The 22,081-nt window shown below is 63.6% G+C and carries 22 protein-coding genes; 6 read left to right on the top strand and 16 right to left on the bottom strand.

All coding sequences use genetic code 11. The features are described 5' to 3' along the window. The first annotated feature begins 13 nt into the window (after window positions 1–13). Window positions 14–1,441, top strand: coding sequence for an OmpA family protein (locus VIZ63_RS19015; protein WP_331611301.1), 1,428 nt, complete (start codon window positions 14–16; stop codon window positions 1,439–1,441). A gap of 93 nt (window positions 1,442–1,534) precedes the next feature. On the opposite strand, the gene VIZ63_RS19010 is transcribed toward VIZ63_RS19015, so the two are convergent. The 8 genes from VIZ63_RS19010 to VIZ63_RS18975 all read right to left on the bottom strand — a co-directional run bounded on the left by VIZ63_RS19010 (window position 1,535) and on the right by VIZ63_RS18975 (window position 8,643). Next, a complete protein-coding gene (locus tag VIZ63_RS19010) occupies window positions 1,535–3,163 on the bottom strand; it encodes a ThiF family adenylyltransferase (RefSeq protein ID WP_331611300.1) in 1,629 nt (542 codons plus the stop codon). Beyond that, complete coding sequence (locus VIZ63_RS19005) at window positions 3,160–4,023, bottom strand: NTP transferase domain-containing protein (protein ID WP_331611299.1); 864 nt, start codon at window positions 4,021–4,023, stop codon at window positions 3,160–3,162. The genes VIZ63_RS19010 and VIZ63_RS19005 overlap by 4 nt, the downstream gene beginning before the upstream one ends. Window positions 4,024–4,156: 133 nt before the next feature. After that, window positions 4,157–4,624 carry a cyclic pyranopterin monophosphate synthase MoaC gene (gene moaC, locus VIZ63_RS19000; RefSeq protein WP_331611298.1) on the bottom strand — a complete coding sequence of 156 codons (468 nt, stop codon included), beginning with the start codon at window positions 4,622–4,624 and terminating at the stop codon, window positions 4,157–4,159. 134 nt (window positions 4,625–4,758) lie between these two features. After that, on the bottom strand, window positions 4,759–5,805 hold the full coding sequence (gene moaA, locus VIZ63_RS18995; RefSeq protein WP_331611297.1) for a GTP 3',8-cyclase MoaA: 1,047 nt from the start codon (window positions 5,803–5,805) through the stop codon (window positions 4,759–4,761). Window positions 5,806–5,812: 7 nt separating this feature from the next. Further along, a complete protein-coding gene (locus VIZ63_RS18990) occupies window positions 5,813–7,015 on the bottom strand; it encodes a molybdopterin molybdotransferase MoeA (RefSeq protein ID WP_331611296.1) in 1,203 nt (400 codons plus the stop codon). A 152-nt stretch (window positions 7,016–7,167) separates the two neighbouring features. Beyond that, on the bottom strand, window positions 7,168–7,560 hold the full coding sequence (locus VIZ63_RS18985; protein WP_331611294.1) for a hypothetical protein: 393 nt from the start codon (window positions 7,558–7,560) through the stop codon (window positions 7,168–7,170). 130 nt (window positions 7,561–7,690) lie between these two features. Further along, window positions 7,691–8,041, bottom strand: coding sequence for a hypothetical protein (locus VIZ63_RS18980; protein ID WP_331611293.1), 351 nt, complete (start codon window positions 8,039–8,041; stop codon window positions 7,691–7,693). A 227-nt stretch (window positions 8,042–8,268) separates the two neighbouring features. Then, complete coding sequence (locus VIZ63_RS18975; RefSeq protein WP_331611292.1) at window positions 8,269–8,643, bottom strand: hypothetical protein; 375 nt, start codon at window positions 8,641–8,643, stop codon at window positions 8,269–8,271. 253 nt (window positions 8,644–8,896) lie between these two features. Here VIZ63_RS18975 and modB point away from each other — a divergent pair, with 253 nt between their 5' ends. After that, window positions 8,897–9,580, top strand: coding sequence for a molybdate ABC transporter permease subunit (gene modB, locus VIZ63_RS18970; RefSeq protein WP_331611291.1), 684 nt, complete (start codon window positions 8,897–8,899; stop codon window positions 9,578–9,580). A gap of 1 nt (window position 9,581) precedes the next feature. After that, the gene (gene modC, locus VIZ63_RS18965) at window positions 9,582–10,682 is read left to right on the top strand and encodes a molybdenum ABC transporter ATP-binding protein (protein ID WP_331611290.1); all 1,101 of its coding nucleotides are present in this window, start codon (window positions 9,582–9,584) and stop codon (window positions 10,680–10,682) included. A gap of 104 nt (window positions 10,683–10,786) precedes the next feature. Here the strand turns inward: modC and VIZ63_RS18960 are convergent, their stop codons facing one another. Both VIZ63_RS18960 and VIZ63_RS18955 read right to left on the bottom strand, forming a co-directional pair. After that, complete coding sequence (locus tag VIZ63_RS18960) at window positions 10,787–11,194, bottom strand: GxxExxY protein (RefSeq protein ID WP_331611289.1); 408 nt, start codon at window positions 11,192–11,194, stop codon at window positions 10,787–10,789. Between the two features lie 101 nt (window positions 11,195–11,295). After that, the gene (locus VIZ63_RS18955) at window positions 11,296–11,757 is read right to left on the bottom strand and encodes an Lrp/AsnC family transcriptional regulator (protein WP_331611288.1); all 462 of its coding nucleotides are present in this window, start codon (window positions 11,755–11,757) and stop codon (window positions 11,296–11,298) included. A 139-nt stretch (window positions 11,758–11,896) separates the two neighbouring features. Between VIZ63_RS18955 and ald the strand changes: the two genes are divergently transcribed. Both ald and VIZ63_RS18945 read left to right on the top strand, forming a co-directional pair. After that, window positions 11,897–13,021, top strand: a complete 1,125-nt coding sequence (gene ald, locus VIZ63_RS18950) for an alanine dehydrogenase (protein WP_331611287.1) — start codon at window positions 11,897–11,899, stop codon at window positions 13,019–13,021. A 147-nt stretch (window positions 13,022–13,168) separates the two neighbouring features. Continuing rightward, complete coding sequence (locus VIZ63_RS18945; RefSeq protein WP_331611286.1) at window positions 13,169–13,774, top strand: rhomboid family intramembrane serine protease; 606 nt, start codon at window positions 13,169–13,171, stop codon at window positions 13,772–13,774. A gap of 95 nt (window positions 13,775–13,869) precedes the next feature. Here VIZ63_RS18945 and VIZ63_RS18940 read toward each other — a convergent pair whose 3' ends face one another. After that, window positions 13,870–15,747, bottom strand: a complete 1,878-nt coding sequence (locus VIZ63_RS18940) for an MFS transporter (protein WP_331611284.1) — start codon at window positions 15,745–15,747, stop codon at window positions 13,870–13,872. Window positions 15,748–15,879: 132 nt separating this feature from the next. Between VIZ63_RS18940 and VIZ63_RS18935 the strand changes: the two genes are divergently transcribed. Beyond that, a complete protein-coding gene (locus VIZ63_RS18935) occupies window positions 15,880–16,485 on the top strand; it encodes an NAD(P)H-dependent oxidoreductase (RefSeq protein WP_331611338.1) in 606 nt (201 codons plus the stop codon). On the opposite strand, the gene VIZ63_RS18930 is transcribed toward VIZ63_RS18935, so the two are convergent. The 5 genes from VIZ63_RS18930 to VIZ63_RS18910 all read right to left on the bottom strand — a co-directional run bounded on the left by VIZ63_RS18930 (window position 16,479) and on the right by VIZ63_RS18910 (window position 22,030). Further along, complete coding sequence (locus VIZ63_RS18930) at window positions 16,479–17,039, bottom strand: hypothetical protein (protein WP_331611283.1); 561 nt, start codon at window positions 17,037–17,039, stop codon at window positions 16,479–16,481. The two genes, VIZ63_RS18935 and VIZ63_RS18930, sit on opposite strands and share 7 nt — an antisense overlap. 118 nt (window positions 17,040–17,157) lie before the next feature. Further along, window positions 17,158–17,784: a hypothetical protein gene (locus tag VIZ63_RS18925; protein ID WP_331611282.1), complete on the bottom strand. Its 627-nt coding sequence runs from the start codon at window positions 17,782–17,784 to the stop codon at window positions 17,158–17,160. A gap of 131 nt (window positions 17,785–17,915) precedes the next feature. Further along, on the bottom strand, window positions 17,916–19,913 hold the full coding sequence (locus VIZ63_RS18920; protein ID WP_331611281.1) for an amidohydrolase family protein: 1,998 nt from the start codon (window positions 19,911–19,913) through the stop codon (window positions 17,916–17,918). Between the two features lie 45 nt (window positions 19,914–19,958). Further along, window positions 19,959–20,948 carry an arginase gene (gene rocF, locus VIZ63_RS18915; protein ID WP_331611279.1) on the bottom strand — a complete coding sequence of 330 codons (990 nt, stop codon included), beginning with the start codon at window positions 20,946–20,948 and terminating at the stop codon, window positions 19,959–19,961. Next, window positions 20,945–22,030, bottom strand: coding sequence for an ornithine cyclodeaminase (locus VIZ63_RS18910; protein ID WP_331611277.1), 1,086 nt, complete (start codon window positions 22,028–22,030; stop codon window positions 20,945–20,947). Before VIZ63_RS18910 ends, rocF begins: the two co-directional genes overlap by 4 nt. Window positions 22,031–22,081 lie beyond the last annotated feature (51 nt).

Raw genomic sequence — 22,081 nt, 5'->3', positions numbered from 1 at the left:
TATGCCAACACTGATGAGATCGTTCCTGCTGTTGCTCCTGGCCGCAACGGCCGTGGCGCAAAGTGGCAGTCCCACCTTGAGCGAATTGTCGGTCGCCATCGACAAGGCACGGCAGCAACAGGTCGATGCCCTCGCTCCCGTGAGCTTTCGAGCCGCAGTCACCGCCCGCGACGTGGCAGCGCGCGATGCTGAGCGAGGGCGCGACGCGGATCGCATCCGTGCCGCTCTCAGTGAGGGGCTTGCTGCGCTCAGTCAGGCGACTGCCGCCGCTGCTGCGGCGCGCGACACGCTACGGTCCGTGGTTGCCACGCGCACCGAAGCCGTCAGCGCCAATGCGCCCAGGCTTGCAGTCGAGTCATGGACCAAGGCAGACGAACGGTTTCGCGAGGCAACCACGGCACTCGAACGAAAGGATGTGAAGAGTGCACAGCGCTACGCGGCGGAGGCCGAAGTGTTGTTGCGGGACGTGGAGCTCACGGCGATCCGCAACGGTGTCGTAAACGACGCGCGTGGCTTGATTGCCCAGGCCGATGCGGCCAGGGTCGAGAAGTTCGCACCGCGCAGTATCGCGGCCGCGAAGCGTTATCTCGCGCAGGCTGAGCAGGAGATCAATCGCAATCGCTATGATTCCACCATCGCGGTGAATCTGGCAGCGCAGGCCAGCTACGAGGCCCGTCATTCGCTGTATCTCGCGAAGCTCATCGAGGCCACGCTGAACAAGAAGGGCGAGCAGGCCGGGCTCGAAGAACTGATTCTCTCCCTGGAGTCGCAGCTGCGAGAGATCGCGACGGCAGTGGACCTGCAGGCCAGCTTCGATAACGGTATGCAGCCGGTGATGCAGAAGCTGCAGAAGCTGACCCAGGAGCAGCAGCGCGAAACACAGCGGCTGAATCGCGAGCTGGCGGATCGCAACGAGCAGATCGCCGCCATGAATCGGGAGATGGAAAAGCTCGAAGCCCGGCTCGGCGGCGTTTCGCAGGAACGCATCGCCCTGCAGCGGCGTGTCGATGCGCAGGAACGTCTGCGCAGCAACGTCCTTCGCATCGAAAGCTCATTCACCGCGAATGAAGCGCGCGTCTATCGCCAGGGCGAGGACGTCGTCCTGTCCCTGCTCGGCATCCGCTTCGCCTCGGGACGCAGCAACATCGATGCGGCCAATGCATCCCTGATGAGCAAGGTACGCGATGCGCTCGCGCTGTTTCCGGATGCATCGATGGTCGTCGAGGGTCACACCGATGCCAACGGCACCGACTCCGCCAACCTGATCCTGTCGCAGGATCGCGCCGACGCCGTGCGGCAGTACCTGGTGTCCAACTTCGGCATCAATGCCGAGAAAATCACTTCGATCGGCTACGGCGAAACCCGTCCCGTGGCCACCAACGAAACCGCCGAAGGCCGCGCGCGCAACCGCCGCATCGATCTGATCATTCACGTGGAGTGAAGCGAGAGGATGAGGAGTAACCGCATAGAACGCATAGAACGCATACGAACACGAAGATGATTTCTTTCTATGCGATGTTTGCGTTCTTTGCGGTTACTCCCGTTCTTGGATTCCAGTGAGTCCGCCACGCAGTGAGTAGGCAAGCGGGAAGCCGTGCGAGCGCAGGTGCTCGGCAGCGGCCTTGCTGCGTGCGCCGCGTGCACAGATGAGCAGGTACTTCTGATCGGGATCGAGCTGGCTGCTGTCCGCCAGCAGCACGGCCAGCGGTATGTGCAGCGATGGGGCGGCGATCGGCTCGTCGCTGACTTCGCGCAGTTCGCGCACATCGAGCAATGCGTAGCCCGCGTCCGTCGCCGCCGTGAGCGTCGGCAGGTTCACTTCCAGATCTGCCGGTGTTTCGATGACCCGCGTCGCATCGTGACGGCAGTCAGGACGATGGGAGGTTTTCAGCTTCCGCTGATCCAGCGACAGCAGATCGACCAACAGCATTTCATGGCCGAGCTGGCCCGGCAGATTCAGCAGCAGTTTCAGGGTTTCGAGTGCCTGCAGCGTGCCGAGCACGCCGGGGACCGGGCCGAGCACGCCGGCTTCTGCGCAGTTGCCGACCAGGCCGTCGCGCGTGGCTTCAGGCCACAGGCAGCGCAGACAGGCGTTGTCGAGATCGGGTCGATAGACCTGGAGCTGTCCCTCGTACTGATACACGCTGGCGAATATCGCCGCTTTGCAGGTAATGACCGCCGCGTCGTTGACCAGGAACTTGGTTGCGAAGTTGTCGCTGCATTCCACCACGACGTCGTACTGCGCTATCAGCGCCACCGCGTTGTCGGGTTCGATGCGTTCATGGGTGTGGATGTGAACGGACGGATTCAGCTGTCGCAGCCGTTGCGCCGCGAGCTGGGCTTTCGGTTGCCCGACATCGCTCAACGCATACAGCGGCTGCCGATGCAGATTGCTCGCATCCAGCACATCGGACTCGGCAATGCCGATCGTGCCGATGCCTGCGCCGGCGAGGTAGTTCAGCACCGGCACACCGAGCCCCCCGGCGCCGATGACCAGTACGCGCGCAGCGGCGAGTTTCGCCTGTCCTGCAGCGCCGACGTCGCGCAGGGTCATCTGACGGGAGTAGTCGGGCACCAAGAGAGGGCTGCTGGATGCTGGGCGCTGGGCTCTGGTCAGAGCGGGAGCCGGAGCCAACGGCGACACGGCGCAACTCTCCTGTTCTTTATTCTGGCCAGAGCCCAGTGCCCAGCGCCCAGCAGCCCCATGCTCATGACCATGGTCATGGTCATGAGCATGTTCCGCGCATCGCTCGCAGTTCACCCAGCCGGAGTCGCCGTTGACGTAGTGCTCTTTCTTCCAGATCGGGACCCGGTGTTTCACTTCGTCGATGATGAAGCGGCACGCGGCGAATGCTTCGGCCCGATGACGCGAACTGACGCCAACCCACACGGCGAGATCGCCGATGGCGAGTGAGCCCACGCGATGCACGCAGGCCGCCTTGACTACGCCGAAGCGGTGAATGGCCTCGGCGACGATGCGCTCGCCCTCGTTGTTGGCCAGGGCTTCGAATGCCTCGTATTCGAGTCGGGTGACCGCGAGACCTTCGTTGTGATTGCGCACCCAGCCTTCGAACGCGGCATAGCCGCCCGCCGTGGGATCGGCGAGTTCGCGCTGATACGCGGCGACGTCGAGTGGCGAGCTGCTGAAGCGGAACGTGTTCATCCGCCGGCCACCGGAGGAATGAATACGACGGTCTCGCCGCCGCGCAATGGCGTCTGCCAGTCGGCGAACTCCGAGTCGATTGCAACCTTCAGCTGCTCGGGTGCCAGGTGGAACGGATAACGCTGGCGCAGTTCAGCGTACAGCTGCGCGGGCGTTGCTGCGGCCGTCTCGAGCGATTCGTCGCTACGGCCGGCCTGCTCGCGGAACAGCGCGAAGTACTGGACGCGAATCGTTCTGCGCGGCGCCGACCCCTGATCCGGCGAGTGAGTGCCAGGGGTCAATACCGCGTTCGCCGCTGCGAGTTCCTGCTGCGTGTTCACGTTGTCCAGCGCTCGTGCATCGGGAAGGTCGAGCAGCAGCGTGTTGGCATTGATCAGGAATTTTCGTGGGCAGTGCTTGCCCGCATCGACGAAGGCCTGCAGCGGCTCACGTGCCGCGGGTTCCCAGATGGCGCACAGCGGTTCGGGCAGTGAATCGTGCGCGCTGCGGAACGCGGTTGCGATGTGCTGCGGGTCGCGGCGTTCGATCAGGTGCTGCAACGTTTCTCTGGTGAGAAAGGGCAAATCGCACGCGATCACCAGCCACGCCGCTTTCGGATGCTGATTCATCGCCGCAGTAATGCCGGCAATGGGTCCGATGCCCGGCTGCCGATCGACGATCTGCGGGAACGCGGCGCGGGTCGGCTCATCGCGCTGATCGGGACGCACGGACACGAACGTTGCGGCACACACCTGCGACACCAGGTCGTAGGCCCACTGCAATTGCGATTGGCCGTGATACGAAATCGCCGCCTTGTCGCGCTGCATGCGTGTACTGGCGCCACCGGCGAGGATCAGGCCGAAAAGAGATGGGGCTGTCATGGTCGTCAATTCAAGATGAGAAATGTCACAAGGGTCCCGGAACGCCGCCTGCCCGATTTTGCAGAGAAGAATTTCGTCCGATTGCCGGCTCTGTGACCTCTGTGCGCTCTGTCTGACATTCCGGAATCCGCAATCAGCCGATGTCGCTCTTGCCGCCGCGCTTCTCCACCAGCTTCGTCTGCACGATGGCGATGTCGTGTGACAGCGCCTTGCACATGTCGTACACGGTCAGCGCAGCAATGGAGGCGCCCGTCAGTGCCTCCATTTCGACGCCCGTCTTGTGACGGACCGACACCGTGCAATGAATGAGTGCGTCATCGCCATCCATGTCGATGTGGATCTTGCAGTTCTCGATGCCCAGCGGATGACAGAACGGGATCAGTTCATGCGTACGTTTCGCGGCCATCACACCCGCGATGATCGCGGTCTGGAACACTGGCCCCTTTGCAGTGCTGAAGCCCCGCGCCCGCAAGGCATGCGCAACGTCTGCAGGAAAACGCACGCGCGTCTCCGCCGTGGCCGTCCGTTTGGTGACGGTCTTGTTGCCGACATCGACCATGGTCGGGCGGTTGGCGGAGTCGATGTGGGAGAACATGGGCATGAAGAGGGCTGCTCGGTATTGGGCTCTGGGCTGCTGGCCAGAGAAAGAATAGCGCGAAGCAAAGCGAAGTGTTTGCGCGAACGGCGGGTTCCGGTTCCGGACAGAGCCCAGCGCCCGGCAGCCCATCCGCGGCACTAGCCGCCGATGTAGTACATCTCGATCTTCCGCAGCGCATGTTCCTTGCTGCTCAGTGTCGCGCGCTGTTCGCTGTAGCGGTCGCCGCGGTGTTGCCAGGTTGTTGCAATCAACGCACGCAGTTCGTCGTCGCTGGCGCCCGAGCGCAGAGGGCCGCGCAGATCCGTGCCTTGCGTCGCGAAAAGGCAGGTGTACAGGACGCCTTCGGACGACAGGCGTGCGCGGCTGCAGGCGCCGCAGAAGGGATTCGTCACGGAGGAGATGAAGCCGATTTCGCCGGCGCCATCGTCGAAGGCATAACGCTCGGCGACTTCGCCGCGATAGTTTTCTTCCACGGGATGCAGCGGCCAGCGGGTTGCAATGCGCTCGACCAGTTCGCGCGAGGGGACGACGCGATCCAGGCTCCAGTGATTGCGGTTGCCGACATCCATGTATTCGATGAAGCGCACGATGACCGGCGTGCCGCGAAAGCGCTCGACCATATCGAGCACGGTGTGATCGTTGAGGCCGCGCTGGACCACCGCGTTGATCTTGATGGGCGTGAGTCCGGCATCGAGTGCCGCCTGGATGCCCTCCAGTACGCGCTCGCGCTCCGCGAAGCCGCCGCTCATCTGGCGGAAGATATCCGGATCGAGCGAATCCAGGCTGACGGTGATCCGCTGCAGTCCGTTCGCTTTCAGTTGTGCGGCGTGCTGTGCGAGCAGCACCGCATTGGTGGTGAGGGCCACGTCCTGAACGCCTTCCAGCGCCGTGAGCTCGCCGATGAGTTCCGCCAGGTTCGGCCGCAGCAGCGGCTCGCCGCCGGTCAGGCGCACCTTCCTGACGCCTAGTTCGACGAACAGCCGGGTCAGGCGTGAGATTTCTTCGAAGGACAGGCGCTCGCTGGTCTTCAGGAATCGATAGTGCTCGTGGAAGGTTTCCTTCGGCATGCAGTACGGGCAGCGGAAGTTGCACCGATCCATCACTGAAATGCGCAGGTCGTGCAGCGGCCGGCCCAGCGTGTCGTGCGGGCGGGCGGTGAGCGGTATGTTGACGATCTGCGCCATGCAACGATTACCAACGATAGAACGGAACGATCATACCCGCCGGCACGACGGTCGGTCCTGGGGGTAACTCCACGAACCCATCGGTGCCGATCAGGGACGTGAAATCGCCGGAGCCCTTGGTGGGGCGCGGCCTGGCCAGTACCTGACCGGCGGCAGCGCTCAGGCATTGCACGGGCATGAAGAGCGTCAGCGCCACCTTCACATCGACCGGTTCGGCCAGGGCAATGTGTTCCGGAGCATTCTGCGACGCTCCCATGGCCGCTGCCAGCCCCGGTAATACGTAGCGGCCGAGGCAGACCAGGGTCGATACAGGGTTTCCCGGCAATGCATAGATGGTCCGCCCCTCCGTCGCGGGCGTCCTGCCGACACCGAACCACATCGGCTTGCCGGGCCGTTGCGCGATCTTGTGGAACACCGCGGCGATGCCCAGTTCGGTGAGCACCTGCGGTATGAAGTCGAATTTACCCATCGACACGCCGCCGCTCAGGATCAAGACGTCGTGGGTCTCGAGGTGCCTGGCCAGTCGCTCACGCAGGATGTCGAGATCGTCGGGCAGATGGTCCAGCGCGACGTGCGTGTAGCCGCGACGTTGCAGCGATGCCAGGACGCCGTAGGCATTGGAGCGATAGATCTGCCACTCGCGTACCGGTTCGCCCGGCTCGACCAGTTCGTCGCCGGTCGAGATCACCGCGATGCGCGGTGAGCGGCTCGCCTGTGCGTGCGACAGCCCCGAGGCGGCGATGACGGCAACTTCCGGTGGCCCCAGGCGCGTGCCCGGCTCCAGCAGCGGTTCCCCGGCGCGACAGTCGAATCCGCGCGGGTGAATGTTCATGCCTGCGGCGAGGGGCACATCGTCATGCACGGTGGCGGCACCGTCCGCGATCGAGATTCGTTCCACCGGAACGACGCAATCGCAGCCCGTCGGCACCGCGGCGCCGGTCATGACTTCGAAGCAGGCGTCGGTGCTCGCCAGGACCATGCGCGGTGCGCCGGCAGCCTGGGTACCGGCAATGCGAAACGTGCGTTGCCCGGCGCTGCTCGCGAACGCAATGCCATCCATGGTGACCCGATCGAAGGGTGGCTGGTCACGCGATGCGACGATCGCCTCACGTAGCACGGTGCCCACCAGATGGGTGAGTGGCAGGGAGTCCGCTGCCAGCGGTGTGGCGTGTTCCGCAATCGCGGCGGCGGCTTGGGCGGGTGACAGCATGGGTCGATTGTGGCAGATCGACTCCGGCAAACGAAAACGCCCGGCGGGTGCCGGGCGTCGGGAGCTTCTGAGGATTTTCTGGAGTCGTGGGATCAGGCGTCAGCCTGATGAGCGCCAGCTGGTCGCCGGCTCCACGAAACGAGATGCGTCGTTCAGCCGCGCGCCTTGAATACACGCACCTGCTCGTTGAACTCCCTCGCCTTGGACTGCAGTTCCTCGACGGCTGCGTTCAGCTTCTTCGACTGCATGGTCTTGATCTGCATGAGCTGCGCGGTGCCCGTGGCCTTCTGCTTGGTCTCCTCGTCGAGGCAGGCGCCGAACGCCTTCACATCGGCGTCATAGGCCTTGAAGGCCGACATGGCGCTGATCATTTCCGCTTCGCTGGCTGTTTTGCCGTCGGGAATGCTGGCCGGGGCCTTGGGATACACGCAATCGGCCTGTGCCGACAGCGGCAGGGCGGCGACCGCCAGGATGGCCAGGAATCGAGTCTTCGTCAGCGTCATCGCTTTCTTCTCCAATGCAGGGTCGATAATCGGTTCGGCCACGAAATGCGCGGCACAGCCAGTGCATCGGCAAGACGGGAAGTGTCTTGATGCGAGCGGCGCATGATTTTGTGCAACTGCGACATGAGTCGCAGGGTGACCGCCTACAGCGCGACAGAACCTTCCAATGGGGTCAGCTGCGTGCCTTGAAGGCGCGGACCTGCTCGTTGAATTGCCTGGCTTTGGTTTCCAGCTCGGCGATGGCGGCATTGAGCTTCTTCGTCTTCATGGTCTTCATCTGCATGAGCTGCGCACTGCCCGGGGATTTGCTGTCGATTTCGTCATCCAGGCAGGTACCGAACGCCGTCACTTCTTCGTTGTATGCCTTGAACGCATTCATGGCGGCGACCATTTCCTGCTCCGAGGCTGTATTGCCATCGGGAATGCTGGCGGGCGCCCTGGGGAACGTGCACTCGGCCCGCGCCGACGCTGCGAAGCCGGCGAGCGCAACGGTGAACACAATCGCGACGATCCCGTTCTTCATCTTCATCTCCATGCGACACAGGACAAAACCCCCACGGTGGGGTGTCTCGATGTCTGCATCGGCCTGGAGGCGGGGTGCTTGAGCGGCAGCAGGCCGGTTCTTCACATAAGCCGGTCTGCGGTACGCAATTCGTGATTCGCTCCACGATTCAGCTGCCCAAATGCAAACGCCCGGCCGCTCACGTGGAGGGGCCGGGCGTCGGTGAGCCCGCAGGTGCGTAACGAGGATCAGCTCTTCTTGCTGCGTCCCTTGTAGACCTTCACCTGCTCGTTGAAGCGGGCGGCGTGAGCTTCCAGTTCTTCCACGGCGGCGTTGTGACGCTTGGCCTGGATTGCCTTGATCTGGGCGATCTGATCGGCGGGGGCTTCGGTGCCGGCCGCGTCGATGCGCGCCTGCATTTCCATGTCGAGGCAGCTCAGGTAGGCGGTGACCTGGTTGTTGTATTCCTTCACGGCCTTCATGCCGTCGACCATCTGCTGCTCGGTCGCGGTGGCGCCATCTGGCATCGATCCCGGCGCCTTGGGATAGAGGCATTCCGCATTGGCGAAGCTGGCGCTCAGCAGGCCTGCCAGCGTCAGGCCGGCGAGAAATCGGATCTTCATTGGATACCCCTCATGTCTTTATTCGCCGCTAGTGACCGCGTCGGCGCGGCGATCTGCCGCGGAGATCGCTGATCGGTGCTCAATATAAGGTGTGGCAGTGCGGCTTGGCTACGGTCGAAACCTGTGCCCTGCCCGTGTCGCGGGTTTCATTGCGCAAAGTTAACTGCGCGGCACTTTATACTGCGCCGCGTCCGCCACCCGGACTGCGATATTCGCTGACGGAACTTCACCGATAACCGATGACTGCTGGCCGATGACCGCCGCTGAACTCGACGCCATACGCCTGAGCCTGTCAGTTGCAACGCGCAGCGTGCTGTTCGCGCTGCCGCTCGCCGTGCTGGTCGCCTGGATACTGGCGCGTCGTCGCGTTACCGGGCGGATCGTGCTGGATGCGTTCGTGCATCTGCCGCTCGTGCTGCCGCCCGTCGTGGTGGGTTACCTGCTGCTGCTGCTCTTCGGCACGCGCGGGCCGATTGGTGGCTGGCTGGATCGTACCTTCGACATTCAGCTCATTTTCACCAGCAGCGGCGCAGCGCTTGCGACGGCGGTCATGACGTTTCCACTCATGGTCCGCGCCATTCGCATTTCCCTCGAAGGGGTCGATGCCGGACTGGAAGAGGCCGCGCGCACCCTGGGCGCCGGCGCGTGGGACCGCTTCTGGACGATCACTCTGCCATTGATGCTGCCCGGGATTCTTGCCGGCGCGATCACCGCGTTCGCGGCAGGCCTCGGCGAGTTCGGCGCCGTGATCACCTTCGTCTCCAACATTCCGGGTGAAACGCGCACGTTGCCGCTCGCGCTGTACACGGCGCTGCAGACGCCGGGTGGCGATGCATTGGCGGCGCGCCTCGCGACGATCTCGTTCTCGTTGGGCCTCGCCGGATTGATCGCCGCCGAATTGATTGCACGGCGCCTGCGCTGGATGCTGGGGCGTTAGGGTGAAGATCTTCGCCCGGCTCCAGCGCAGCGAGTTCACCCTGGACGTCGCGGTCGATGTACCCGCAGCGGGCACCGTCGCGCTGTTCGGACGGTCGGGCTGCGGCAAGACCACGCTCGCCAACATCATCGCCGGCCTGCTCGAACCGCAATCCGCGCACATCGAGATCGCCGGTGTCACGCTCGAAGACACGCACGCCGGCACCCGCATTCCGGCGGAGCGCCGGCGCATCGGCTATGTCTTCCAGGACGCGCGGCTGTTTCCTCATTTCAACGTGCTGCGCAACCTGCGCTACGGCGAGCGACGTGCACCACCGTCGCAGCGACAGATCAGTCTCGATCACGTCGTGGGATTGCTCGGTCTTGGCCATCTGCTGCGACGACGACCGCGCGATCTCTCCGGTGGCGAACGCCAGCGTGTCGCCCTCGGCCGCGCGCTGCTGTCGCAACCGCGCCTGCTGCTTCTCGACGAGCCGCTGGCGTCGCTGGATGCGGCGCGTCGCGAAGAAGTGCTGCCGTATCTCGAGAAACTGCGCGATGAGCTGTCCATCCCCATCGTCTTCGTCAGCCACCAGTTCGATGAAGTGCTGCGCCTCGCCACGCATGTCGTGCTGATGAGCGAGGGTCGCATCGTGGCGCAGGGCGCCGTGGAGCAGATGAGCCTGCATCCGGAGTTGCGCGCCATCGTCGGCGCCGAAGCCGTCGGCTCCGTGGTCAGCGGCGCCATCGTCGCGGCCGATCCGCAGACCGGTCTCGCAGCCGTGCAGGTTGGCGACGGCACACTAAGCGTAACGCTCCGCGATGCACGCCCCGGCGCCCAGGTCCGCGTCCAGGTGCTCGCTCGCGATGTCATTCTCGCAACCTTCCCGCCGGAAGGCCTCAGCGTGCGCAACATCCTCGCCGGCCGCATTGCCGCCATCGCACCCGACGATATCGACACCGATCTGGTCAGCGTCGACATTGGCGGCTCGATCGTCCTCGCGCGCGTGACACGCGCAGCACTCCAGTCGCTGGCACTGCGCATCGGCATGCCGATCTGGGTGCTGATCAAGGCAGTGTCGATCCGCGGACATGCGTTCCTTGCGCCTCGTTCGGCGGAGTAATGAAGAGGGAGTAACCGAAAAGAACGCATAGAACGCAAAAAATGAACAAGGATTGTGCGGCTGATACCCGCGTCGAATCGTCGTGCACTCCATCGCCTTCGCGGTTAGTCGGATCCGATTGATCTGCGTCTCGCGGGATTCAGAGCGAACTTCCTGATCTCGAAGCGATAAGAACCGAAGTTGATAAGCAGTCCATGCTCGATTCTTGTGGACTTCAAATAGGCGAGCATCTGTGCCGCGTGCTCCGGTCTGAGCGTGCGCACAGCTTTCAGTTCGACGATCAGAGTCTGTTCTGCCAGCAGGTCGGCAATGTAATCGCCCAACAGCGTGCCGTCCTCATCGAACACGCGGATCGGGTGCTGCTGCACCACGCGCACTCCGCTCCTGGTCAGTCGATGAGCTAGCGCGTTACCGTAGACCCGCTCCAGGTGTCCGTTGCCATGGAATGCGTGAATGTCGAACGCGGTCTGGCGAACGAGATTACTGATGTCCCTGATATCCCTGATATCCACCCGGACCTCCCTTGTCCAGTGACGTCTGTCCGTAACGTCGTTCAGACTTCTGTCTATGCGCTCTTTGCGTTCTATGCGGTTACTTTGTTCTTCTCCGGATCTTACCTGATCGGCAGTTCCTTCGACTTCTGCACGGTGCGCAGGGCGAAGCTGGAATGCACGCGGGCGACGCCAGGTAATCGCGTCAGGTGTTTGCTGTGAACGCGTTCGAAGTCGGCGGTGTCGGCGACGACGACGCGGACGGTGTAGTCGTAGTCGCCGGTCATGAGGTAGCACTCCATGACTTCGGGGATCTTGCGCACGGCTTCTTCGAACTTGCGCAGGTCGACTTCATCCTGGCGATCCAGCGTAATGTTCACGAATACGTTCACCGGGCAGCCCGCGCGCTGTTGATTGATGCGTGCGGTGTAACCCTCGATCAGGCCTGATTCTTCGAGCGCGCGGACGCGGCGCAGGCAGGCGGACTCGGAAAGACTGACTCGCTCGGCCAGTTCGCTGTTGGTCATGCGGCCATCGAGTTGCAGCGCCTGCAGGATGGCGCGGTCGAAGCGGTCCAGTGGCATGCGCAAGAATCCTTCGTCAAAGGTCGGGATCGTGGCGGATTCTGCCACAAAACCCGTCGTTCGCGCCTGACTGTGCAAGTTACTCGCGCCGGTCGACGCCTACTGTGGCCCTCTCAACAGCCGCTTCGGGCGAGGTCGCATGCGTATCGGCGTTCCCAGGGAAATCAAAAATCACGAATATCGCGTCGGCCTCGTGCCGGCGGGAGTGCGCGAACTGGTCGAGGCAGGTCACGACGTATTGATCCAGAGCGCCGCAGGGGCGGGCATCGGTGTGGACGATGGTGTCTATCAGGCGGCGGGCGCGACGATCGTCGCCCACGCGTCCGATGTGTTCGGCGCTGCGGATCTCGTCGTCAAGGTCAAAGAACCGCAACTTTCAGAGTGCAGGATGCTGCGTCGTGGCCAGACACTGTTCACGTACCTGCATCTCGCGGCCGATGCCGCGCAGGCGAAGGCGTTGATGACATCCGGTGCGACGGCCATGGCCTATGAAACAGTGACGGCGCCCGATGGCTCGCTGCCGCTGTTGACGCCAATGAGCGAAGTTGCGGGCCGCATGTCGGTGCAGGTCGGCGCGGTGTCTCTGCAGAAGGCGAATGGCGGTTTCGGCGTGCTTCTTGGTGGCGTGCCGGGCGTCGCGCCAGCGAAGGTCGTGATTCTCGGTGGTGGCGTGTCCGGTTCGTGTGCCGCAGAAATGGCCGTGGGTCTGCGTGCGGATGTGACCATCGTCGACAAGTCGCTGCAGCGTTTGCGCACTCTCGACGCGATCTTCGGCGGCAAGCTCAAAACCGTGGCGTCGACGGCGGAGGCGATCGAATCCCTCGTTACCCGGGCTGATCTCGTGATCGGGGCAGTGCTCGTCCCGGGTGCTGCGGCTCCCAAGCTCGTGACGCGGGCCATGGTCAGCAAGATGAAACCGGGGGCGGTGATGGTAGATATTTCCATCGACCAGGGCGGCTGCTTTGCCACCAGCCGGCCGACGACGCATGCCGACCCGACCTTCGTCGTCGACGGCGTCGTGCACTACTGTGTGACGAACATGCCCGGCGCCGTGCCGCGCACATCGACGTTCGCGCTGACCAACGCGACGCTGCCCTATGTGAAGGCGCTGGCTGCCCACGGTACGCAGAAGGCGCTGGCGCTCGACCCGCATCTCGCCAATGGCCTGAATGTCTTCGACGGTGCGATCACGCACGAAGCGGTCGCGCGCGATCTCGGATTGCCCTGGCGTCCGTATCACGCGGCTCCGGCACACGCTGCCTGAACAATTCAGTTGTTGATTCGCGTTGTTTCGACCCCTGATTGCCCGCTCCCTGAGCGGGCATTTTTTTAAGAGCAGGTCACGGGTCCCTTGGGCCTGTGCTGCCGAGATTCGGTTTGAATTGTGGACGGGCACCCGCATACTCATGCGATGTTCGAACGCCTCACGCCCGTCAACAAAGCCCTCATCCTTGCGAACATTGTTGTGTTCGGCCTGCAGTACCTGCTGGGGCCGTTCATGCAATATTACTTTGCATTGTGGCCGCCCCAGTTGGAACGGCCACCGTTTCAGATCTGGCAGTTGCTGACCTATGGCTTCATGCATGGCGGCTTCACGCACCTGTTCTTCAACATGTTCGCGCTATTCATGTTCGGCTCCGAGGTGGAGCGATTGTTCGGTGCCAGGCGCTATCTGACGTACTACCTCGTGTGCGTCGTCGGCGCGGCGCTGATGCACATGATCGTCGTGAGCTTCGGCAACCTGCCTCCGGCCCCGGTCGTGGGTGCGTCAGGCGCGGTGTTCGGAATTCTGCTGGCCTTCGGTATGGCCTGGCCGCATCGCAAGCTGATCATGATCCCCATTCCCATCCCGCTGCCGGCATGGCTGTTCGTTACGCTGTACGGCCTGCTGGAGCTCTACCTCGGCATCACGCAGACAGCGCAGGGCGTTGCCCACTTCGCCCACCTCGGCGGCATGGCCACGGGCTTCGTGCTGATTCGCTACTGGCAGGCGCAGGGGAGACGCAGAAGAGAGTAACCGCAAAGAACGCATAGAACGCATAAAGCAAGGACGCCAGTGGTCTTCTTCCAATCTATGCGCTCTTTGCGTTCTATGCGGTTACTCCCCGTTCCTCATGGTTTCGGTCCGCGCAGTTCGGCGACCCGCTGACGCATCAATTCGAGATTTGCTTCCTGCGGCGCGATGGGTTCACCGACGCGCAGCGTGATGCGAGCCCAGATGCGGCGGGGCCAGCGATTCCATAGCGGACCGTACTTGCGCGAGAACATCGAATTCCACAGGCCGCTGAGCGCCATCGGAATCACCGGGACTGGCGTTGCCTCGAGGATGCGCAGCATGCCGGGCCGGAAGGGAGCGATTTCGCCGTCGGCTGTCAGGCGGCCTTCCGGGAAGATGCAGACGAGATTACCTGCGCGTAGCTCGCGTGCGACCAGATCGAAGGCGCGTTCATAGACCTCAGGATCTTCCCTGGCAGGTGCGACGGGGATCGCCTTCATCCCGCGGAAAATGGTGCTGAGGACGGGGATCCTGAAAATGCTGCTCTCCATGATGAATCGCACCGGTCGGCGCGATGCGGCGGCGATGACGATGGCGTCGACGAAGCCCACGTGATTGCAGATCAGCAGGGCGGGGCCTTCATCCGGAATGTTCTGCAGTCCCTCCGTCTTCAGCCGGTACATGACATGCACGAGCAGCCAGGCGAGGAAGCGCAGCAGGAATTCGGGCACCAGGCTGTAGATGTAGATCGCAACGAATGCATTGAGCACGCCGGTTGCCAGCAACAGCTGTGGAATGGTCAGTCCGGCTTCGAGCGCGACGGCGCCGAAGACTGCCGCGACGACCATGAAGGCGGCGTTGAGAATGCTGTTCGCGCCGATGATGCGTGACAGGGATTCGCGCCGGGCGCGCTGCTGTACCAGCGCATTCAGTGGCACGATGAAGAAGCCGCCGAAGACGCCGATCAGGCCCAGGTCGAGCAGTACGCGCCAGATACCAGGTTGTTCGAGGAAGGCCCGCGGCGCGAGGAGTGCGGTTCCGAACGTGGTCGGCGCAGCGAAGTACAGATCGACGGCGAACACAGTGAGGCCGATCGAACCGAACGGCACCAGGCCGATTTCCACCTTGTGTCCCGAGAGTCGCTCGCACAGCAGCGAGCCGATGCCGATGCCTGCGGAGAACACCACCAGCAGCAGGGTGACTACTGCTTCGTTGCCGCCGAGGATGTCCCTGGAATACAGCGGCAACTGCGCGAGCACCAGCGCGCCGTAGAACCAGAACCAGGAAATGCCCAGGATCGACAGGAAGACCGTACGCGATTCGCGTGCCGCGCTGATGTTGTCCCAGGCCGATGTCCACGGACGCCAGTCGATGCGCAGGCTGGGATCGGCGGGCCGGAGTTTGGGAATCGCGAGGCTGGCGACGAAGCCCGCGACGGCGATGGCGATCAGCGCCGTCGAGATCACGTCGATGTTGCCGTGACTGGCGAGAATGCCGGCGAACAGCGTACCGAGCAGAATCGCCAGGAACGTACCCATCTGGATCAGCGCGTTGCCGCCGACCAACTCGGTTTCATGCAGCACCTCCGGCATCAGGCCGTACTTTGCTGGCGCAAAGAACGTCGAGTGCGCACCCATCATGAACAGCGCCGCGAGCAGGATGCCGATGTGCTGACGCGCGAGCCCGATGGCCGCGGTTGCCATGATGAGAATCTCGAAGGCCTTCACTGCCTTCAGCACCAGCGTCTTGTCGTAACGGGTGGCGAGCTGTCCGGCGATTCCCGAGAACAGGACGAACGGCAGAATGAACAGGCCGCCGGCGAGATTGGTCAGGACCTGTGGTTCGATGCTCGTGAACGTGGTGGCCTGATACGTCGCCAGGATCAGCAGCAGGTTCTTGTAGACGTTGTCATTGAAGGCACCCAGCGCCTGCGCACTGAAGAAAGGCAGGAAGCGGCGCTGTGCGAACAATCGGAACTGGCTGGTCTGGCTCATGCGCGTCCGGTGATCGGTTGTTGATTTTCTTGCGGCGACGTCCGTGGCGTGAGCGATCGGTCTGCGATACGCCATGTGCCATGATACCCGCCGCGAAGTGCGCGACACGACCGGAGAGGGTCCTTGGCCAACATGCAGAGCGAGAGTGCTGATCGCACGCCTTCGGCGGCACCGCGCAAGCCTCATATCGTCGGGATTGGCGGCACCACCAAGCCGGGCTCGTCGACCGAGCGGGCGCTGGCCGCCACGCTGCAGGCCGCGGAACGCATCGGTGCGAAGACCACGCTGCTGGCGGGCCCGCTGCTGGCGAAATTGCCGCTGTACTCACCCGAGGATGCGTTGCGCTCGGAGTTTCAACAGCAGTTCGTGGACATCGTCCGGCATGCGGATGGGTTGGTGCTGGCGACGCCGGCTTATCACGCAGGCATCTCCGGGCTGCTCAAGAACGCGATCGATCTGCTCGAAGACCTGCGCGGCGATCCACGTCCCTACCTGCACGACCGGGCCGTCGGTTGCATCGTGACGGCGCATGGCTGGCAGGGTGCGGGCACGACGCTGACCTCGGTGCGCACCATCGTTCACGCGCTGCGTGGCTGGCCGACGCCGCTCGGCATCACGCTCAACACCGCCGAACGGCTGTTCGACGAGGCCGGCAATTGCCTCGACGAAAAAGTGCAGGTTCAGTTTGCGATGCTGGCGGCGCAGGTAGTCAGCTTCGCCAATCGAATGCGTTATTGATCGGCAGGGGGCGCGCGCAATGCCTCGCGTACCTCGACGGGCGTGAGTGAGCGATCGCCGGCATCGCGCGCGATGGCACAAAGCAAGGTCAGTCCCGGCGCCGCCTGTCCCCTGGCGATCGCGGTGGACCACTTCAGCTTGTGATGTTCGAACGTGGCCTTGAGCGCGTCCGCGGCAATGCGCACGGCCTTGCTCGCGTCCGGCTTCGCGGCCAGGTCATCGATGGCCTGCGACGCCGAGCGGGTCACGCGCTCCGCCCACGCCTGGACGATCGCGTTGTCGCCGCCCTGTTCACCGATCAGCTGCAGCGCAGTCCGTTCTGTCGGGATGCCCCGGCCGGCCTGTGCCTCACCGAGCCAGGCAGCGATGGCTTCGGCATGGCGTTGCAGCAACTTGAGCGTGCCGCGCAACTCCCTTCGCTGATCCGTTCCCTCGAGGTCGCGCTCGCGGCGATACAGCGCTGCGACGCCGGCTGCATGGGCGACGAATTCGTCCGAGTCGCAGATGGCGCGCGCAGCGTTTTCCAGGGCCTTGCTGGCCTTTCTGCGTTTCATGAATTCTGGAGCTCCCGAGTATGAGGGTGACGATGCCGGTATCGCGTGAGCGACGTGGCGTCAAGGCCGGGAGTGTGCCGAGTGCAGGACGCGTTCGTCCAGATTTGTGCTCGGGCGCTCAGAGGACGGGGGATTCATCCAGCGCCGGGATCAGTGCCTGAACTTCGATGTCTGGCTGGATGCGCGATGCAGAACCGCTGCAGTTGATGCGGTCGCGCACGATGCGCACAGCGATACGCGGAAAAATCTGTTCGCGCAGACTGCGCCACAGGCCGCAATCACCGCTATCGAGCATCCGGCCTCGGCCGCGACTCAGCGATACCGTTTGCCATGACGCCTGAAATCGGGCGAGGTCCCTCGGCGTCGGCAGGGTGACCTTGCGCAGGTGGGCGACCAGTCGGGCTTCCGGGCTGAACGTGGTGGCCTGCGCGATGTTCTCGTCGGTGGCTTCGACAGGAGTCGCTACGGCGATGCTGGCCGAGATCTGCGACGTGGGGCGGCCGGAACAGCGGGTCGTGACCTGCACCGACCGATGCGCACCGACCTGTTGCAGGATGTTCTGGACCTTCTGGCGCAGCGAATCGCAGGCGTAGAACGTCTGGGCACTGCTGTATTCGAACGGCAGTTGCTGGACGCGCCAGATCGCGAGCGCCGGTGGCGGGTCGTCGGTGTGGGCGGCGGCAGTCACGACATCGATCAGCCCGACCAGGGCCGCAGCAAGCATCGCCATCCGTTTGTCGCGCACAGTTCGCTCCGCGTCCAGAACGATGGCGCGATTCTGCGCGCGCTGAGTGCATGCGAGTGTTGCCCAGAGTGCTTGTTTGTTCTCTTGTCACGTCGTCGCGCGGGATTAGCGATTCGCGCGATTCAGCGGCTTCAATGTACGCCGATGCTGCGATAGAGCGCCGCCGGGTCGTATACGTTGCCATCCTTGATGACCAGTGACGTGCGGCGAATGTCGCTGATGGTGCGAGCCGGGTCGCCATCGACCAGCACCAGATCGGCAAGCTTGCCGACGCTGACGGATCCGTTGTCGCGGTCGCGCTTCATTGCCTGCGCGGCGCCCAGCGTTGCAATGCGCAGCACTTCTGGCGCCGGGATGCCTGCTGCGACGTACAGTTCGAGCTCCCGATGCAACGTGAAACCCGGCAGCGAATCGGTGCCTGGCACGAGCGGAATTCCCGCGTCGTGGAGCAGCTTGATCATGCGCAGCAGCGCCTGCGCCGAGTCGCGAAAGCGCTGATCCTTGCCTGCCGGTACGGGTAGTCCGCCGGCGAGCAGCGGTCGTCGCACCTGGGGCGGCAGTCGAGCGGCGATCGCGGCATAGTCCGCCGAGATCGTCCCCGGTCGATCGGTGAACATGCCGTGAAATACGCTTACCGTGGGGTCGATCACGGTGCCGCGATCCTTCAGCAGTTGCACGAAATCGCGCACGGACTTCGAGTCGAGATCGAGCGTGGCGGCGCGATCGGCGACCGCCGTGAAGCGCGCGGGCGAGCGCGTGTCCTGCACGTCGTCGAAGAAGTTCAGGAACACGAAGTTGATGTGCTGCAGTTCATCGGCGCCAGCCTCCACGAACTCGCGCGCAGTCATGTACGCAGGCACGTGTCCGTCGACGCGCAGGCCCTTGCCGTGTGCGTAGCGGATCAAGTCCGGCACCAGAGCCTTCTTGACCGAGCTGTAGATCTTGATGCCTTCGTAACCCCACTGTTTGTATGTGTCGACGGCGGCGTGGGCTTCCTGCGGATTGTCGATCAGCATTTTCGTCGGGCCTGCCAGCGGGCCGCGTCCATCGATGATGCCGAGCCGCATGATGCGCGGACCGATCATGTCGCCGGCATCGATGTTGCGTCGAATCGCCTGCAGCTGATCGGGATCGTTGGCGAGATCCCGCACGGTCGTCACGCCGGCGGCGATGTGCTGAATTCCTTCTTCGGACTGGATGTGCACGTGCATGTCCCAGAGTCCGGGCAGCACGGCTTTGCCGCGTGCATCGATGATCTCGGCGTTGGCCGGTACCTGCACCTGGTTGCGCGGTCCCACCGCCTTGATGCGATTGCCTTCGATAACGATGGTCGTGTCGGGGAGCGACTGCGTCGCGACGGCGTCGAACAGGTTCGCATTGACGATAGCGAGTGGTCCCGCGGGTTTTTGCGTCAGCTGGTGTGCGGTTTCACGCGTGCGCTGCGCATCCACGTTGTCCTGCTGCTCCAGAAGTTGCGCAGCCGTCGACGCCCAGCCTTCACGAATCACGCTGACCCAGCTGCTGACGCTGGCGAAGAAGCTGCCGTCGTCGTCCAGCCAGACACCCGTGGGCGAGAACCCCAGTCCGGACACTTCATATGCGGTCACATGCCGCTTGCGTCCGCCTTCCTCGAGTGTCGCCTCGCCGGTACGCTGCACGCTCGCTGTGCCGGCAGGCAGCAATGGCAGTGATCGTCCGGGTGCGCGCAACAGCGCATTGGCGAGCAGAGCGATTTCTTCGGGGATGGCCTGCAGGCTGACGTAGAACGCTTTGCCGGTCAGCTGCTGCTCGTCGTTCTCGGCGCCATTGTTCCAGCGCGCCAGACCCTTCTCGACGGTGAACGACTCCTGCACCGGCGCCTTCAGATAATCGTTGCCCTGCGTATCGATGAAGATCGGCGTGCCGTCGGCCGCAAGTCGCACCCGTGAGTTGAGTTTCGGGCCGCGGCCGCGATCGTTGTATTCGAACGTGAACTCGCGCACGCCGTCCGCATGCACGGTGCTCGTTTGTGAGCCCGCGTTCGTGCCAGCGATCAGGACGGTGTAACGGACGGGCGCCTGTGCCAACACCGTCTGTGCGACAAGGCAGGCAAGCGCCGTCGCAATGCGAATCCACCGAAGCGAGGACATGGAGGTTCTCCGGGCCGCCGATGCCCGGAGATTATCAGCAAGGACTCAACGGCGGATGCTTCGTGCTGATGGTTGAGTGATCGAATCGCCGTGCGCGTCTGGACGTGTATGCGGTCGCATCAGCGTGCTCTTGCCGAACAGCGATTCGACCAGATCGACGGCCAGTGTCGCCGTCCGGTTGCGCACATCCAGTGCAGGATTGAGTTCCATGATGTCGAGCGAGGCGAGTCGTCCGGTGTCCGCGATCATTTCCATGCACAGCTGTGCTTCGCGGTACGAGGGGCCGCCGGGCACTGTCGTGCCGACGCCGGGAGCGATCTCCGGGTCGAGAAAATCCACATCGAAGCTGACGTGCAGATGCGTGTCGTCATCGAGGTCGGCCAGCGCCATGTTCATGGTTTCGCGCACGCCCACTTCGTCGATGAAGCGCATGTCGAAGACTTCCAGTCCCTGTTCGTGTACGAAGCGCTTTTCGCCGGCATCGACACTGCGGATGCCGATCTGGCGAATCCATGCTGGCTCGATCGCGGGAACGACGCCGCCGATCCCGATCAGCTCCGGTGGGCCGAAGCCACACAGACACGCGACCGGCATGCCATGGATATTGCCGCTCGGCGACAGTTCGCTGGTATTGAAGTCCGCGTGCGCATCGAGCCACAGCACGCGCAGCTTGCGATTCGTCTCGCGACAATAGCGCGCCGCGGCGCTGATGGTGCCGATGCCCAGGCAGTGATCGCCACCGAGCAGGATCGGTAGCCGCGCAGCGGCCAATTCCGCATGCACGGCTTCGTGAACGCGGCGATTCCAGTCGATGACCTCGCGCAGATGCCGATAGCCATCGACCGGCGACAGCCAGGGATTGCCGGGTCCCGCGAGATTGCCGCGATCGATCACCTTGAGTCCGCGATTGGTCAGCGCCTGATACAGGCCGGCTACGCGCAATGCCTCCGGACCCATCGAAGAGCCGCGATCCGCGGCGCCGACATCGGTCGGCGCGCCGATCAGCGCGACGTGGCGTCGTGAGGGCAGGCTCATACGACGGCCTCGCTCGCGCGGCGCACTTCCACCGGGGAGGGGGGGATGGCCGGCGGTCGCATCGTGCCGAACAGGTCCTTCGGATCGTGCAGATCCGGCACGAGATCGAGCTTCGGCTGCTTGCCGCGCTGCGCGTGATGCAGGCGCTGCAGGTAACGCAGCGCCGAGAAGTCTTCGAGAGCGAAGCCCACCGAATCGAAAATCGTGACTTCACGTTCGCTGCTGCGACCGGTCGCTCTGCGGCTCACCACATCGCTGAATTCGGTGACGGGAAAAGCCGGATCGAGTTGCTGGATCTCGCCTTCGATCCGCGACTGCGGTTCGAACTCGACGACCACGCGCGCATCGGGTCGCCGCAGGATGTCGGCATGCAATTCGGTTTTCCCGGGGCAATCGCCGCCCACTGCATTGATGTGCATGCCAGGTTCGATCATGTCCGGCGTGAGGATCGTGGCATTGCGCTTGTCGGCCGTCACCGTGGTGACGATGTCGGATCCGCGCACCGCCGCTGCGATGGAGTCGCATACGACCAGGCGCAACCCGGCCAGCGGCAACGCGGCGAGATTGCGAACCAGCTTCGCTGTCGCCTGCACGTCGGTGTCATAAAGCCGCAATTCGCGAATGCCGAGCAGATGATGGAAGGCGATGGCCTGAAACTCGCTTTGCGCGCCGTTGCCGATGAGCGCCATGACGCGGCTGTCGCGACGGGCCATCCAGCGAGCCGCCAGCGCAGACATGGCCGCGGTGCGCAGAGCCGTCGTGTAAGTCAGTTCGGCCAACAGCAGCGGGTAGCCCGTGGCGACGTCGGCCATGACGCCGAAGGCGGTCACCGTGAGCAGGCCGCTGGCCGTGTTCTTCGGATGACCGTTCACATACTTGAAGGCGTAGAGCTTGCCGTCGCTTGCGGGCATCAGCTCGATCACGCCGACTTCCGAATGCGTCGCGTGGCGCGGCGACTTGTCGAATTCGTCCCAGCGCCGGTAATCCGCCTCGATCTCGTGCGCAAGCTGTTCAATGAACTGCGGCAAGCCGACCTGTCGAATGAGTTCGTGAATACGCTCGATGCCGATGTAATCGACCATGGAATTCCCCAGAAATTGCCGCCTGGGCCTAGTCTTCCGTCAGTCCCAGCC

It is taken from the genome of Povalibacter sp., from assembly GCF_036520495.1.
Lineage (GTDB): Bacteria > Pseudomonadota > Gammaproteobacteria > Steroidobacterales > Steroidobacteraceae > Steroidobacter.
The sequence above is the reverse complement of the archived record's forward strand: the minus strand, read 5'-3'. Positions and strand labels throughout refer to the sequence as shown.